Raw genomic sequence first — 13,681 nt, forward strand, 5'->3', positions numbered from 1 at the left:
GTAGGGAAGGGGATTTATCCTCTTCCCTTTTAATGAGGAGGAAATGCAGTGAAAAAAATAATAATATCGCTTTTTTTAATGTCGTTTTTTCTTGTTTCGGCTTTACCTGCGTCAGCAGCGGTGAAAAAAGAAAACCGTTTATGGCAGGATGAATCCATTTATTCGATAATGATCGATCGATTTAATGATGGTGACGTCAAAAATGATGTGGATGTAAATACAAAAAACCCTGTAGCCTATAACGGTGGAGATTTTCAGGGGATAATCGATAAACTTGACTACATACATGATATGGGATTCACAGCAATTCGTCTTACCCCAATTTTTGATAATGCCGTCAATGGGTATCATGGCTATTGGGTGAATGATTTTTATAAAACCGAAGAGCATTTTGGGTCCATCAAGACCTTCCAAAAACTTGTCAATGAAGCACATAAGCGGAAAATGAAGGTATTAATTGATTTTGTCGCCAATAATGTTGCCGAATCTAATCCATGGGTTAATGATTCAAGTAAACAAAATTGGTTTCATCCAAAGAAGGATGTACAGGATGGGAACAATCAGCAAGATCTTGAAAATGGCTGGGTAAACGGTTTGCCGGACCTTAATCAGGACAACCCGGATGTAAAAAAATATTTAATTGATGCCGCAAAATGGTGGATCAAAAAAACTGATATAGACGGTTATAGTCTCCCAGAAGTAAATTACGTTCCTGTAAGCTTTTGGAGCGACTTTTCAAAAGAGGTAAAACAAGAGAAGAAAAACTTTTTCTTATTGGGGGTCATGGATAAGAATACACCGGCGGATTTGAAAAAATATGAGGATGCAGGCATTGACAGCATGTTTAATTATCCGCTTAGCAGTGATTTAAGAGGAGCTTTTGCCAATACAGATCAATCGTTCAGTACCCTTTATTCCGATTCTAAAAGGGATTTGAATCAGAGCAAAAATCCGTATTTATTGGCGAACTTTATGGATAACGAAAATACGGTAAGATTCACCAGGGACATTGTCGACAAAAAACAGTTTCCGGGTGCACGTTGGGAAATGGCCTTAACCTATCTATATACAACCCCAGGAATCCCCGTTGTCTATTACGGCAGTGAAATTGCCTTAAATGGCGGGGATATTCCGGATAACCGCAAACAAATGAATTTCCGGGCTGACAAAGATCTCATTGATTATATTACAAAGCTTGGTGAGTTAAGAAATCAGCTTCCTTCGTTAACGAGAGGGACGTTCGAAATGCTTTATGAAAGAAACGGAATGGCTGTTTATAAACGCTATTATAAAGGGGAAACAGCGATAATTGCGATTAATAATACCGAAAAATCCCAGAATGTTACGTTAACAGATAAACAGATCGAAGGCGGGAAAGAGCTTCGGGGTCTATTTGGCGGCGATCTGGTTCCTAGTAAGAATAATAAATATACGATTATTCTCGATCGCGATAAAGCAGAAATTTATGTACTAGCGAAGAAAGGCGGGTTAAACATACCGCTAATTGTATCGCTGGTAGTTGTGTACCTATTATTTGTTCTATTTCTCATAAAAGTAAAGAAAAGAAAAAAATAACTAAACGCACTGGGGGATATCCTCCAGTGCGTTCCGCAATATTGTGGTTATCCGTTGACGATTTTTCCTCCGTTTACGTGAATCATTTGACCGCTTATATAGGTAGAATCATCAGAGGCGAGGAAAACATAGCTTGGCGCTAATTCGTAAGGCTGCCCCGCTCTTCCCATTGCTGTATTCGAACCAAATGTGGCCACTTGATCTGCCGGAAAAGTTGATGGGATTAACGGAGTCCATATAGGTCCAGGAGCTACCCCGTTTACTCTAATACCTTGCGGTGCAAGTGATTTAGCTAATGAACGGGTAAATGACACAATGGCTCCTTTTGTTGAGGAATAATCCAATAACTGTTCATTTCCTTCATAAGCCGTTATTGATGCCGTGTTAATGATAGATGCTCCAGTTTTTAAAAAGGGAAGAGCCATTTTTGCCATATAAAAATAGGAGAAAATATTTGTTCGAAATGTTTTTTCAAGTTGATTCCTTGTTATATTCAAAAGGCTTTTTTGCGGATGCTGTTCCGCTGCATTGTTCACTAAAATATCTAATTTCCCAAATTCCTTGATCGTTTTATTGGTAATTTCTTTACAATAATCTTCACTGCCGATATCTCCAGAATAAAGTAAGCATCTTCGCCCTTCCGCTTCGATCAGCTGCTTTGTTTCGTCTGCATCCTGATGTTCTTCTAAATAAACAATTGCCACATCAGCGCCTTCTTTGGCAAAATAAATCGCTACTGATTTTCCGATGCCGCTGTCTCCCCCCGTAATAATCGCTGTTTTTCCCACTAATTTCCCGCCCGGTTTATAATTTGGAGCGACAGAAACAGGGCGGGGATTCATTTCACTCTCTATTCCGGGCTGGTGGTTTTGATGCTGCGGTGGAAAGGTTTGCTTCTGTTGATTTTGATTGCTGCTCATTATCGTTGACCTCCAAGTCTAAATTACACTTGTTAGTTTTAGATAAAAAAGTGAAATTATGATACCAGAAACTAGTAAAAAAGACGAAAGGAAAAATCTCCTTTAGCCTAGAGTCTTTTTAACGATAGTTCATGAATTGTACATCAATGGTAAGATCCGCTTCGCGGACTAAGGAAATTATTTTTTGCAAATCGTCACGGTTTTTGCCCGTAACCCGTACCTGATCGTCCTGGACCTGACTTTTAACCTTTACTCCGCTATTTTTAATAATCGTATTAATTTTTTTTGCATTTTCTTTATCAATACCTTGAACAAGCTTTGCTCTTTGACGGACTGTACCGCCGGAGGCTTTCTCGACCTTTCCGTAATCGAGATTTTTGATGGGAATTCCTCTTTTAATCATTTTTCCCAGCAAAACATCTTTAAGCTGATCCATTTTATATTCATCATCTGAAACAAGGACCAGTTCTTCTTTATCAAGCTTAACATCGCTTTTACTCCCTTTAAAATCGTAACGGGTGCCAATTTCTTTCATCGTTAGTGTAATGGCATTTGTGACTTCAGAAAAGTCAACTTTGGATACAATATCAAATGAGCTATCTTTTGACATATCAAAACCTCCGGAGATAATTATTAAATAGTATGTAGAATCTCTTGCCTGCTAAAGTTTCCCTTTATGGCTACATTATAGTAAAATAAATCAGTTCAAACAACTTATTGGAAAAAGCTCCATAAACAAAAAAAGGGGAGTTAACATGTCACTACAAGAACTTATTGGTCAATCAACTACATTAACTGTTGCACGTAAAGCTGATTATGGCTATTTTTTGACAGATGGAACGGAAGATGTATTATTACATAAAAGTGAAACAAACCAAGAATATGAAGACGGAGATTGCGTCGAAGTGTTTCTTTATTTGGATTCCCATGGTAGAACTTCTGCATCAACCACAATACCTGAGGTTGCCATCGGTCGCTATGCTTGGGTAAAAGTTACTGATACAAATCCGGAATTAGGAGTTTTTCTGGATATTGGAATTAATAAGGATATTTTATTAGGAGCTGACGATCTTCCTGTACATAAGTCAGTCTGGCCAAAGGTAGGGGATTTAGTCTATATTACACTTAGGGTAAACCGCAATTATCTTCTTTACGCAAGGCTCGCAAGTGACCAGATCATACAATCAATTTCAACAAAAGCCACTAGATCCGATTTCAACAAAAATGTTCAGGGGCACATATACAGAACAGCAAAGGTAGGAAGCTGGGTCTATACGATTGAGGGATTTAAAGGATTTATACATGAGTCACAAAGACCGCAGGAGCCCCGGTTAGGTGAAAAAGTGGAAGGGCGCATTATTGATGTGAAAGAAGATGGAACTATCAATGTTTCTTTACTCGCTAGAAAAGAGGAAGCACAAGACCTCGACGCAGAGCGAATTTTCGAATATTTAATGAGTAGAAATGGTGCAATGCCTTTTAATGATAAAAGTATGCCGGAAGATATCCAAGAACGATTCGGTTTAAGTAAAGGTGCATTTAAGCGAGCTCTTGGAAAACTGATGAAGGACGGCAAAGCTTATCAAGAAGGCAGCTGGACCTACGCCAAAAAGGAATAGAATAAATTGTACATACTCCTTTTCGAATTGCTTACACTAATGACAGAAACTGATTTTGAAGGGAGTAAGCTAAATGCCGCATACATCAGATAATGATAAAAAAGCAAAAGATAATAATGCACTTCATCATGAAAAAAATATGATGCGCGAAAAAAATCGCCAAGCAGGTAAAAATCAATATTCAAAGAAAACGGATCATAAGTAAAAGCTTTAGCCGATACGCCGAAGCTAGAGAATAAAAACAGAGCTTGGGGTACCCTCGCTCTGTTTTTTGTATAAAAATTTTATGATGGCAGTTGGTTTAAAAAAAAGATAGAAATAGTTCCTGCGCCTGTATGGGCGCCAATAGCAGAACCAATTGAGGAAATATATACCTCTTTCGGATGAAATTCTTCCACAATCATGGCTTTCACTTCCAGGGCCGTTTCTTCATTATCTGCATGACTTATACCGATTATTTGGTCGGATAAATGTGCTCCTCGTTCCTTCATAAGCTCGATTAATCGGCGTAGCACTTTCTTTTTCCCCCGGATCTTTTCAATCGGGACAAGTTTCCCATCTTCGACATTTAAGACTGGCTTAATATTTAATAAACCGCCAAGAAAAGCAGAAGCTTTAGAAACCCGGCCACCTTTTGCCAAATAATCTAAATCCTCAACTGTAAAAAGATGTTCCATATGTTGGACTCTAAAATGAACATCTTTTAGAATCTCCTCTTTGGAAACATTGTTTGCAGCAAGCTTAGCAGCTTCCTTAACAATTAACCCCTGTCCTAGAGAGGCACATTTTGTGTCTACAATCGTTAAATTAAAGCTTGGATATTTTTCCTTAACTTGGTCAAGAATCATAACAGCGGTCTGAAACGTTCCTGAAAGTTCTGAGGAAAATGCTATGTAGATTCCATCTTCATTATTTTCAGCCATTTTCGTGAAGGTTTCTTCAAACAAGAGGGGGGAAGCTTGGGATGTTTTTGGTACACTCCCGCTGCGAATCGCATCATACACAGTTTTCGAATCAATATTTTTAACATCTTCGTATTCCTGCCCATTAACGTGAACCTTTAAAGGGATGAGAGTGACATTGTTTTCAGTATAAAAACTTAGAGGTAAATCGCATGCGCTGTCAGCCAGTATCTTTATTTGCATGAAGCTCACCTGCTTTCAAGCTTTTTAGTTTAGTTTCAGTTTATCGGTTTCAACCTAAAAATACAATTATCTATTCGTTAGTGATATTAAAAAAAGCAATCAATTTGAATCATAAAGGGGATAGCGGAATGCTTTGGCTGCAAACAAAAAAGGTGTTAATTGTTATTATTGGTGCATTGTTAAACGCAATCTCGATGAATTTATTTCTAATACCTGCAAATGTCTATTCAAGTGGATTCACCGGTATCGCTCAATTATTATCAAAAGTATTGAGTGAATATACATCGATAAATATCTCGATGGGTTTTTTATTACTTTTATTGAATATTCCAGTCGCAATATTAGGCTGGAAAAAGGTTGGCAAATCATTCACGATTTTTAGTTTTCTTAGTGTATTACTTTCCTCATTATTTTTGACCCTGATTCCAATAAAAGAGGTTTCACATGATATTCTTCTAAATGCTGTATTCGGAGGAGTAATTCTGGCAGCAGGTGTCGGTATTACATTAAAATGGGGTGCTTCTACGGGTGGTCTTGATATAATTGCCATGGTTTTATCACGTATGAAGGATAAACCGGTCGGTACCTATTTGTTTTTACTAAATGGCATTATTATCGCGACGGCAGGATATCTTTTTGGCTGGGAAAAAGCTTTATACACCCTTGTTACGTTGTACACATCAACTAGAGTCATAGATGCCATTCATACTAGGCATGCCAAACTTACAGCACTAATCATTACAAAAAAAGCCGATGAACTTAAAAAAGCGATTCATGCAAAACTCGTCAGAGGAATTACGATGATTCCCGCAAAGGGAGCATTTTCAAACGAAACAAGAGCTATGATGATGATTGTAATTACCCGTTACGAGCTTTATGATTTGGAAAGAATCATTAAGGAAGTCGATCCTAATGCGTTTACAAATATCATTCAAACAACGGGAGTTTATGGGTTCTTTAGACGTGACTAGAACAAAGATACGGCGGCTATGTTCCTGGCTTACAAGGAGGTCTTTAAATGAGAATTGTATTGTGTGCTTTTATGCTTTTTAATCCTTTCCAAGCAACAGCTTTGTTATCCAATGGTGAAACTAAAAGCAAAAATGATGTTTCGTTTATCCAAGAAGACAGTAATATTTTCAAATCTGTACAGGTTGCAGGTAGTAATGGAAATTATTTAATTACAGGCAAAACAAAACCCTCAAAGGGGAAATTTTATTATTTAGTCGAAGATGGACATGTGGAATATATTAAAGAAACACTGATTCTAATAAAAGAAAAGAACCCGAATTGGCAACCATTCAAAATCCAAATCCGGATCCCCAAAGAAAAATTGCCTAATAATGGTTCATTATTAGTGTATCTTTATGAGCGAAACAATGAAGAGCAAATTATCAATTCATTTCCTATTATTTTGCAAAGATTTTATTAAGAAAAGCGGAAGCGCTCTTTTGCGCTTCCGCTTTTTTCAATCCATCCGATTTTGATTTACTTGATCAAGCTCATTTTGCATCTGTTGGAGCTGACTTTGCTCAGCAATAGTCGAATTAGCGTAAGCAGAGCTTAAAGCATTTTTCGCTTTTGCAATTGCACCATCACGGTCAGCAGGGTTGGCGGATTTCGCCATCTCCACAAATCTTCTCGCTTCCTGGAACAGTTGGTTACCCATATTAAATTCCTCCAAGTGAGGAGTCTTGCACATTGGCCATTTTCTGAGCTTCCGCTTCAGCGTAGGTCATGTGATAAGGGATACGTTCATCATGCTTGCTAACTGTATCCTTTCCTTGTTGGACAAAGCGTTTTGATTTGTTTCGTTTACCCATTCGAATCCCTCCAATATGCCCAAGCTTTCTTGAAACAGCAACGCTGCCTCAAAAAATAGTATGCTCTATCTTTGGCGGGTTCATTTAGGTAATCAATGGCTGTTTTGTGACTATTTTATATTTAAAAAATCAGCTAAGTAAATACCTATGCCATCTTCTTCATTTGTAAGAGTGACTTCATTTGCAATGTTTTTTACTTTTTCAATAGCATTTCCCATCGCAATACCATGTCCGGCAAATTCAAGCATTTCAAGGTCATTATCTTCATCACCAAAAGCAATAATCCTTTCTGCAGGAATTTGAAAAAATTCAGAAGCTTTTTTCAAACCAACAGCTTTATTTAAGCCGGCTCTGATAATTTCAATCACATGCCATGGGGCAGCCCAGCTCCGTTGATCAATGACTTCTGCATGCACATCGGATAAATGTTGACGAATCACATGTAGCTGGTCTTCTTCTGTATGGATTAACATACTCGTCGGAGAATCATTTAAATAATTACATAAATCACCTGTAGTTATTTTCGGATTTCCAAAACCAAAAATGTCCAACAATTTTTCATCATGATAATGAAAATAGACATCGTCAATTACCTCAGCGATAATATTGTGAAACTGATACGCTCTGCAAGTTTCAACAATATCCTTGGCGACTTTAATATCAAGCGGTTCATGATAATAGCCCCAGCTTGGGTTTCGGGGATGATGCATGAAAGCACCATTAAAATTAACAATCGGTGTGTCCAATTCCAGCTCATGGTAATACATTTCACTGGATCTGTATGGCCTGCCCGTAGCAATCATGACAATATGTCCTTCTTCTCTTGCCTTTTTTAAAATTTCCTTATTTTTTAATGAAATTGTTTTATCATCTTTTAATAATGTTCCATCTAAATCTAAAGCGATTAAATGTCTCTCTGTCATATGGACTCCTTCTTAATATGATTTATAAGCAAAAAGTGCTTGCTTTAGGAAAAAAGTATGTCTACATGATACACTACAATTATGAAATTTTTACATTGCATGGAATTAGTTCTATACTTACTATGTTAACAATTTTATATCTAATATGTAAAAAAATTCACACCAAAAGATTTTATTTGCATTTATACTTAATTGTGCATCAGGAGGATTTCAGAAGTGATCTTCATTGAAAAGGAATATATCAATAATATTCCCCTTTTACATGTCGTCAAAAAAGGAGAAAATCAATATAAGCTTCCGACTATTATTTTTATCCATGGCATAACAAGCGCTAAAGAACATAATCTCCATTATGCATATTTATTTGCAGAAAAGGGGTTTCGCGTTATTTTACCTGATGCGTTATTTCATGGTGAAAGAGAAGGGAGTTTTTCGCAGAAAGATATATACACCCATTTTTGGGAAATTGTCATAAAAACAATTCAAGAAATAAATACAATTAAAGAATATTATGTACAAAGCGGTTTGGCAGATCCACAAAGAATCGGGCTCGCAGGGACCTCGATGGGTGGTATCGTAACATTGGGTGCATTGACTCAATATCGATGGATTAAAGCTGCAGCCAGTTTAATGGGAATGCCGGCATACGAACAATTCTCGCTATGGCAAATAGATCAATTTCAAAAGCAGGGATATTCTATTCCCTTTTCTGAAGGACAAATAGCAGATCAATTAGCAATTTTACGTGACTACGATTTAAGCCTGCATCCCGAAAAACTTGAAAACCGGCCATTACTGTTCTGGCATGCAAAAAATGATCCAATTGTTCCCTACTCCTTAACGTTCAAATTTTTTGAATCGATTAAGGATGACTATAGTATAAATCCCGAAAAGCTTATGTTTTTATCAGAGGAGCATGCAGGTCACAAGGTGAGCAGAATAGGTCTTAAAGCTACTGTTGAATGGTTTGAAAAATCCCTTTTATAATTAATATTTAGGAGTGATTTAACGATGAATGAAGAATTGAAAGAAAATATCATGGGTGCTTTAGAACTTGTTGTCGATCCTGAACTGGGTGTCGATATAGTCAATTTAGGCTTAGTTTATAATGTGGAAATGGATGAAGAAGGCAAAGTTACGGTGACCATGACCTTAACTTCAATGGGCTGCCCCCTTGCAGGAACCATCGTAGACCAGGTAAAAAGAGCATTAGCAGATATTCCCGAAATCAAAGATGTAGATGTTAATATCGTTTTTAACCCGCCATGGAACAAAGAAATGATGTCACGGTATGCGAAAATTGCTCTTGGTATTCGCTAAGGATTTGATGATTTCCTAAAAACAGCAGAAAATACTGCTGTTTTTTTTTTCACAAATCGGACAAATATAACGCACAGTTAGTGAAGTAATTCACTTTTTTCAACAATAAACACCTTTATAATACAGAGTATTAAGGCTTATGTTTTTGAAATAGTCGTTTTTAGGAGGCGTCTCATATGGCTTTTAGCCGTGATTTTAATAAAGACCCGTTTATTGTTATTTGGGAGCTTACCCGTGCGTGTCAATTAAAGTGTCTTCATTGCCGTGCGGAAGCACAGTACCGAAGGGATCCTCGTGAATTGTCATTTGAAGAAGGAAAACAGTTAATCGATCAAATATATGAGATGAATAATCCAATGCTTGTATTTACCGGTGGAGACCCGTTAATGAGAGAAGACGTATTTAATATAGCAAAATATGCAGTTGAAAAAGGCATAAGGGTATCGATGACTCCGAGTGCTACACCAAATGTAACGAAGGAAGCAATTGAAAAGGCAAAAGAAGTGGGTCTATCCCGTTGGGCCTTTAGTATTGACGGTCCGACTGCAGAAGTCCATGATCATTTCAGGGGAACCGCCGGATCTTTTGATCTTACAATGGAAAGAATAAAATACTTGCATGAACTTGAAATTCCGATTCAAATAAATACAGTCATTTCAAGATACAATATTAACTATCTGGATGACATGGCAAAAATGGTTGAAGATTTGGATTGCGTTTTATGGAGTGTTTTTTTCCTTGTTCCAACAGGTAGAGGGCAAGAATCGGATATGATTTCACCTGTCGAACACGAAAAAGTATTCAGATGGCTTTATGACCTTAGCAAAAAAGTATCCTTTGATATTAAAACAACGGCTGCTCAGCATTACCGCAGGGTCGTTATACAGCAAAAAATGCGGGAAGCGAAAGAACAAACTTCTGAAATTGATTATTTAAATGCATTAACTGAGCAAGGTTTAACAGGCTCTATTGATGGTCTTGGACGGGCGCCAAAAGGAGTTAACGATGGTAATGGTTTTGTTTTCATATCACATATTGGGGATGTTTACCCAAGCGGTCTTCTTCCTGTAAAAGCCGGAAATGTCCGTGAGCAGCCATTAGCTGAAATTTATCGTAATTCACCTATATTTCAATCATTGAGAAATCCTGATCTCTATAAAGGAAAATGCGGGGTTTGTGAATTCCGTCATGTGTGTGGCGGTTCAAGGTCAAGAGCTTATGCAATGACAGGTGACTATCTTGAAAGTGAACCATTCTGTGTATATATTCCTAAGGCTTTAAGAGAAAAACAAGCGCACTAAGTATATTTGATTGGTCCGTGCCATTATCTTGACTTATGAAAAAGTGTTATTGGAAACGAAACAATTTTACGGCAAAATAAAGGGGATGGTTTCCCATCCCTTAATAACTTTACTCAATACTGCAATAAACAGCAGGGCAATTTTCACAGCCGATTTCATCCTTTAAATATTGCAAATTCATAATTGAAATTTTCCCTTTTTTAACGGAAATAATGTTATCTTTCTTTAAATCACTAAGAATTCGATTCGTGCTTTCTCGAGAGGTTCCGCAGAAATTAGCCAGCTCTTGATTGGTTAATGGCAGGTCGATTAGAATTTCATTTTCTTTATGAATACCATAACTATTTGACATCCGAATAAGTGTAGAGAAGAGGGCACCGCGTTTTCCGTTCAATACCAGGTCACGAAATTTCGTTTGAGTTTTTCGGAAATGATCACTCATCCATTTCATAAATTCAAAAGCAAGCTTACTGTTCTGAAAAATTTCACTTTCAATGAAGTCTTTTTTAATGGCGACGACTTCACCCTCTTCTAATATTTTGGCACTTAATAAATATTTAGGGTCGTTGGTAAATAAAGTTAATTCTCCGCAAATATCATTTTCTCCACAAATTCTTAAGGAAAGTTCACGTCCGTCACTAGTTATTTTGCTAATTTGAACTTTACCCGAAATAATAATATATAGCTCTTCAGCAAGCATTCCTTCTTGAAATAAGTAGGTTCCTCTTTCACTTCTAAATTTCCGGTCAGTAAATTTAAGTAATTCTTTTATTTCTAATGAATGGGTGGGTTTTACTGTAGTTATCATTCACGTTCACCTCTAATTTATAATGATAAATCAGTCTTTAAAGTTCACAGTTGGATTTGTTACTAACATTTTAACTCATGATGATGCAATAAAATGATGTAAACAATGACAATATAGTGAAAACTTAATTTGATTTTTAGAGGAAAATAACCTTTATCCATTAAGTAAGATAGATAACAAGGTTGATTTTATAGTGGAAAGAGAAAAAAATTTTCCAAAAACAATTATTTGTTCATACTAAATCATCTGTTAAGATAAATATTATGGTAACAACAGTGAATAAAATAACAGCCTTATTAACCAAAGCTTGATACACTGGGAAATAAATAGCTCTTTAAAAATAATGGAGTTGATTAAATGGAAAAAACCATTATTAAAGATAAATTAAATAGACCTTTACATGATTTGCGGATTTCAGTAATTGATCGCTGTAATTTTCGTTGTCAGTATTGTATGCCTGCAGATAAATTCGGGCCTGATTTTGTCTTCCTCCCAAAGACAGCCTTACTTAGTTATGAAGAAATTGAACGCTTAGCCAGAATTTTTGTGAATATAGGTGTGGAGAAAATCCGTCTAACCGGTGGAGAACCCCTTCTAAGGAAAGATTTGCCTGTGCTTGTAAAAAAACTTTCAACTATTGATGGACTTAAAGATATTGGATTAACCACGAACGGGGTCCTGCTTCCGAAGTTGGCAGTTAAATTAAAAGAAGCAGGTCTAAAGAGAGTAAACGTAAGCCTTGATAGCTTAAACGATGAGCTATTCGGAAATATAAACGGGCGCGGTATTGGTGTAAAACCTGTTCTGGAAGGTATTGAAGCGGCCAAACAGGCCGGACTTGGCGTTAAAATTAACATGGTCGTAAAGAAGGGCCTAAATGATACAGAAATAATTCCAATGGCAGAATACTGTAAAAATAATGGTCTGGAGCTTCGCTATATTGAGTTTATGGACGTGGGCGCAACAAATGGCTGGAAAATGGATGATGTCATTACGAAAAAGCAAATTTTTGAGATGTTAAAAGAACATTTTGAACTTGAGCCGGTAGATCCGCATTATTTCGGTGAAGTGGCAAAGCTTTATCGTTATAAAGAAACTGACGTCAATGTAGGGTTTATCACTTCTGTATCAGAATCGTTTTGTAGTAGCTGCACGCGGTCACGCTTATCAGCAAATGGACAGATTTTTACTTGTTTATTTAATGGGAATGGTCATGATATCCGAAATTTCATGAGAAACGGTGCGACGGATGAAGAATTAAGCAACCGAATAGCCGAAATATGGAATGGAAGAGACGACAGGTATTCAGATGAAAGGACAGCTGAAACATACAAAAATCGAAAAAAAATTGAAATGTCCTATATTGGCGGTTAAAAAGACTCTCTTCAATGAAAGAGAGCTTTTTTCTGCAAGAAAAAAGGCCTGCTTATTGAAAGCAGGCCTTTTGAAGTCCTATACGAGGTACCTAGGGAACAGAATGTTATTCTCAAGATGAACATGCATAAAGGTATGCCCCTCCAGCTCTTCTAAGCGCTTATATACTAGACTGTACGTACCGCATGCATCTAACGGTAGTGTAAAATCAGAGGTAACTGCACGGAGTTCTCTTAAAATTTCTCCTGCATGGTCATGTTCTTTTTCTAGTTCAACTATCATTGCAATTGCTTCCTGACGATTTTCAATCGTATTACCGGCAAGCTGTCTAATTAACGGGAATACTTCAGCTTCCTCTTTAGCCATGTGTTCAATCATTTCTTTTTTAAATTCATAAAAAAGTTCATAAACTTTTAAAAGCTCCGGATGATGGTCACCATGAACACGAGATACTTTTGTTACATAAGGGCTAAGCAACGCTAATTCTTCTTCAGTTGTATGGTGGTATTGGGTAATAACATGATCAATAATCGTGTTTGTATCAGAATTGGTCCATACTTCTAAATTAGTTTCAGCAGATTTGCTTTTTTCATAAACCATTTTTAGCTCTTTTATTAATGAGTCCATATTAAGACCATTTTGGGCAGCGGCTTGGGATAAAGGAATATTTCCACCACAGCAAAAATCGATGCGGTTCTTTTTGAAAACATCACTTGTTTTCGGTATTTTATTTACAATATCTTTAACTAATGTATCTGTTGAAAATGGAAATGTCATGTTGAAATCCTCCTTTAAATTTGAAAGGGTGCTTATTTCTGTCTTAAGCATAATAGAATTCGGAAAAAAACAAGGTGATGTGAATCACACATATCA

General features: G+C 36.8%; 17 protein-coding genes. 9 read left to right on the forward strand and 8 right to left on the reverse strand.

The window, feature by feature from the left end:
• Positions 1-48 precede the first annotated feature (48 nt).
• Positions 49-1,575, forward strand: a complete 1,527-nt coding sequence (locus tag J2S10_RS06455; RefSeq protein WP_307405603.1) for an alpha-amylase family glycosyl hydrolase — start codon at positions 49-51, stop codon at positions 1,573-1,575.
• A 47-nt stretch (positions 1,576-1,622) separates the two neighbouring features.
• On the opposite strand, the gene J2S10_RS06460 is transcribed toward J2S10_RS06455, so the two are convergent.
• Positions 1,623-2,495 (reverse strand): SDR family oxidoreductase, encoded by an 873-nt coding sequence (locus J2S10_RS06460; RefSeq protein WP_307405605.1) that lies wholly within the window; start codon positions 2,493-2,495, stop codon positions 1,623-1,625.
• A 118-nt stretch (positions 2,496-2,613) separates the two neighbouring features.
• Entirely contained in the window at positions 2,614-3,105 is a 492-nt protein-coding gene (locus J2S10_RS06465; RefSeq protein WP_307405612.1) for a YajQ family cyclic di-GMP-binding protein, read from the reverse strand.
• 145 nt (positions 3,106-3,250) lie between these two features.
• On the opposite strand from J2S10_RS06465, the gene J2S10_RS06470 reads away from it, so the two are divergent.
• Together J2S10_RS06470 and J2S10_RS06475 are read left to right on the forward strand one after the other, a co-directional pair.
• Positions 3,251-4,114, forward strand: coding sequence for a CvfB family protein (locus tag J2S10_RS06470; RefSeq protein WP_307405613.1), 864 nt, complete (start codon positions 3,251-3,253; stop codon positions 4,112-4,114).
• A 73-nt stretch (positions 4,115-4,187) separates the two neighbouring features.
• Positions 4,188-4,319, forward strand: a complete 132-nt coding sequence (locus tag J2S10_RS06475; RefSeq protein ID WP_007087076.1) for a DUF3941 domain-containing protein — start codon at positions 4,188-4,190, stop codon at positions 4,317-4,319.
• A gap of 79 nt (positions 4,320-4,398) precedes the next feature.
• Here J2S10_RS06475 and J2S10_RS06480 read toward each other — a convergent pair whose 3' ends face one another.
• On the reverse strand, positions 4,399-5,259 hold the full coding sequence (locus J2S10_RS06480) for a DegV family protein (protein WP_307405616.1): 861 nt from the start codon (positions 5,257-5,259) through the stop codon (positions 4,399-4,401).
• Positions 5,260-5,387: 128 nt separating this feature from the next.
• On the opposite strand from J2S10_RS06480, the gene J2S10_RS06485 reads away from it, so the two are divergent.
• Positions 5,388-6,230 (forward strand): YitT family protein, encoded by an 843-nt coding sequence (locus J2S10_RS06485; RefSeq protein ID WP_307405618.1) that lies wholly within the window; start codon positions 5,388-5,390, stop codon positions 6,228-6,230.
• 47 nt (positions 6,231-6,277) lie between these two features.
• Positions 6,278-6,691, forward strand: a complete 414-nt coding sequence (locus J2S10_RS06490) for a C2 domain-containing protein (RefSeq protein ID WP_307405620.1) — start codon at positions 6,278-6,280, stop codon at positions 6,689-6,691.
• A 36-nt stretch (positions 6,692-6,727) separates the two neighbouring features.
• On the opposite strand, the gene J2S10_RS06495 is transcribed toward J2S10_RS06490, so the two are convergent.
• The 3 genes from J2S10_RS06495 to J2S10_RS06505 all read right to left on the reverse strand — a co-directional run bounded on the left by J2S10_RS06495 (position 6,728) and on the right by J2S10_RS06505 (position 8,005).
• Positions 6,728-6,928, reverse strand: coding sequence for a DUF3813 domain-containing protein (locus J2S10_RS06495; protein ID WP_307405622.1), 201 nt, complete (start codon positions 6,926-6,928; stop codon positions 6,728-6,730).
• A gap of 1 nt (position 6,929) precedes the next feature.
• Entirely contained in the window at positions 6,930-7,082 is a 153-nt protein-coding gene (locus tag J2S10_RS06500; protein WP_307405624.1) for a hypothetical protein, read from the reverse strand.
• 110 nt (positions 7,083-7,192) lie between these two features.
• Positions 7,193-8,005 carry a Cof-type HAD-IIB family hydrolase gene (locus J2S10_RS06505; RefSeq protein ID WP_307405626.1) on the reverse strand — a complete coding sequence of 271 codons (813 nt, stop codon included), beginning with the start codon at positions 8,003-8,005 and terminating at the stop codon, positions 7,193-7,195.
• 216 nt (positions 8,006-8,221) lie between these two features.
• Between J2S10_RS06505 and J2S10_RS06510 the strand changes: the two genes are divergently transcribed.
• The 3 genes from J2S10_RS06510 to J2S10_RS06520 all read left to right on the forward strand — a co-directional run bounded on the left by J2S10_RS06510 (position 8,222) and on the right by J2S10_RS06520 (position 10,626).
• Entirely contained in the window at positions 8,222-8,992 is a 771-nt protein-coding gene (locus J2S10_RS06510) for a prolyl oligopeptidase family serine peptidase (RefSeq protein WP_307405629.1), read from the forward strand.
• A gap of 24 nt (positions 8,993-9,016) precedes the next feature.
• A complete protein-coding gene (locus J2S10_RS06515; protein ID WP_307405632.1) occupies positions 9,017-9,325 on the forward strand; it encodes a metal-sulfur cluster assembly factor in 309 nt (102 codons plus the stop codon).
• 176 nt (positions 9,326-9,501) lie between these two features.
• Positions 9,502-10,626 carry a TIGR04053 family radical SAM/SPASM domain-containing protein gene (locus J2S10_RS06520; protein WP_307405633.1) on the forward strand — a complete coding sequence of 375 codons (1,125 nt, stop codon included), beginning with the start codon at positions 9,502-9,504 and terminating at the stop codon, positions 10,624-10,626.
• A 109-nt stretch (positions 10,627-10,735) separates the two neighbouring features.
• On the opposite strand, the gene J2S10_RS06525 is transcribed toward J2S10_RS06520, so the two are convergent.
• The gene (locus tag J2S10_RS06525; protein WP_307405634.1) at positions 10,736-11,434 is read right to left on the reverse strand and encodes a Crp/Fnr family transcriptional regulator; all 699 of its coding nucleotides are present in this window, start codon (positions 11,432-11,434) and stop codon (positions 10,736-10,738) included.
• Positions 11,435-11,791: 357 nt separating this feature from the next.
• Between J2S10_RS06525 and moaA the strand changes: the two genes are divergently transcribed.
• Positions 11,792-12,808 (forward strand): GTP 3',8-cyclase MoaA, encoded by a 1,017-nt coding sequence (gene moaA, locus J2S10_RS06530; RefSeq protein ID WP_307405635.1) that lies wholly within the window; start codon positions 11,792-11,794, stop codon positions 12,806-12,808.
• A gap of 78 nt (positions 12,809-12,886) precedes the next feature.
• Here the strand turns inward: moaA and ric are convergent, their stop codons facing one another.
• The gene (gene ric / locus J2S10_RS06535) at positions 12,887-13,585 is read right to left on the reverse strand and encodes an iron-sulfur cluster repair di-iron protein (protein WP_307405636.1); all 699 of its coding nucleotides are present in this window, start codon (positions 13,583-13,585) and stop codon (positions 12,887-12,889) included.
• Positions 13,586-13,681: the final 96 nt, after the last annotated feature.

The organism is Neobacillus ginsengisoli (assembly GCF_030813055.1).

Bases quoted from the DNA above. Each gene is read 5' to 3' on its own strand.
- J2S10_RS06480 (WP_307405616.1), bottom strand. From the start codon at position 5,259: ATGCAAATAAAGATACTGGCTGACAGCGCATGCGATTTACCTCTAAGT.
- J2S10_RS06470 (WP_307405613.1), top strand. From the start codon at position 3,251: ATGTCACTACAAGAACTTATTGGTCAATCAACTACATTAACTGTTGCA.
- J2S10_RS06465 (WP_307405612.1), bottom strand. From the start codon at position 3,105: ATGTCAAAAGATAGCTCATTTGATATTGTATCCAAAGTTGACTTTTCT.
- J2S10_RS06495 (WP_307405622.1), bottom strand. From the start codon at position 6,928: ATGGGTAACCAACTGTTCCAGGAAGCGAGAAGATTTGTGGAGATGGCG.
- ric (WP_307405636.1), bottom strand. From the start codon at position 13,585: ATGACATTTCCATTTTCAACAGATACATTAGTTAAAGATATTGTAAAT.
- J2S10_RS06505 (WP_307405626.1), bottom strand. From the start codon at position 8,005: ATGACAGAGAGACATTTAATCGCTTTAGATTTAGATGGAACATTATTA.
- J2S10_RS06515 (WP_307405632.1), top strand. From the start codon at position 9,017: ATGAATGAAGAATTGAAAGAAAATATCATGGGTGCTTTAGAACTTGTT.
- J2S10_RS06485 (WP_307405618.1), top strand. From the start codon at position 5,388: ATGCTTTGGCTGCAAACAAAAAAGGTGTTAATTGTTATTATTGGTGCA.
- moaA (WP_307405635.1), top strand. From the start codon at position 11,792: ATGGAAAAAACCATTATTAAAGATAAATTAAATAGACCTTTACATGAT.
- J2S10_RS06520 (WP_307405633.1), top strand. From the start codon at position 9,502: ATGGCTTTTAGCCGTGATTTTAATAAAGACCCGTTTATTGTTATTTGG.
- J2S10_RS06500 (WP_307405624.1), bottom strand. From the start codon at position 7,082: ATGGGTAAACGAAACAAATCAAAACGCTTTGTCCAACAAGGAAAGGAT.
- J2S10_RS06525 (WP_307405634.1), bottom strand. From the start codon at position 11,434: ATGATAACTACAGTAAAACCCACCCATTCATTAGAAATAAAAGAATTA.
- J2S10_RS06490 (WP_307405620.1), top strand. From the start codon at position 6,278: ATGAGAATTGTATTGTGTGCTTTTATGCTTTTTAATCCTTTCCAAGCA.
- J2S10_RS06475 (WP_007087076.1), top strand. From the start codon at position 4,188: ATGCCGCATACATCAGATAATGATAAAAAAGCAAAAGATAATAATGCA.
- J2S10_RS06460 (WP_307405605.1), bottom strand. From the start codon at position 2,495: ATGAGCAGCAATCAAAATCAACAGAAGCAAACCTTTCCACCGCAGCAT.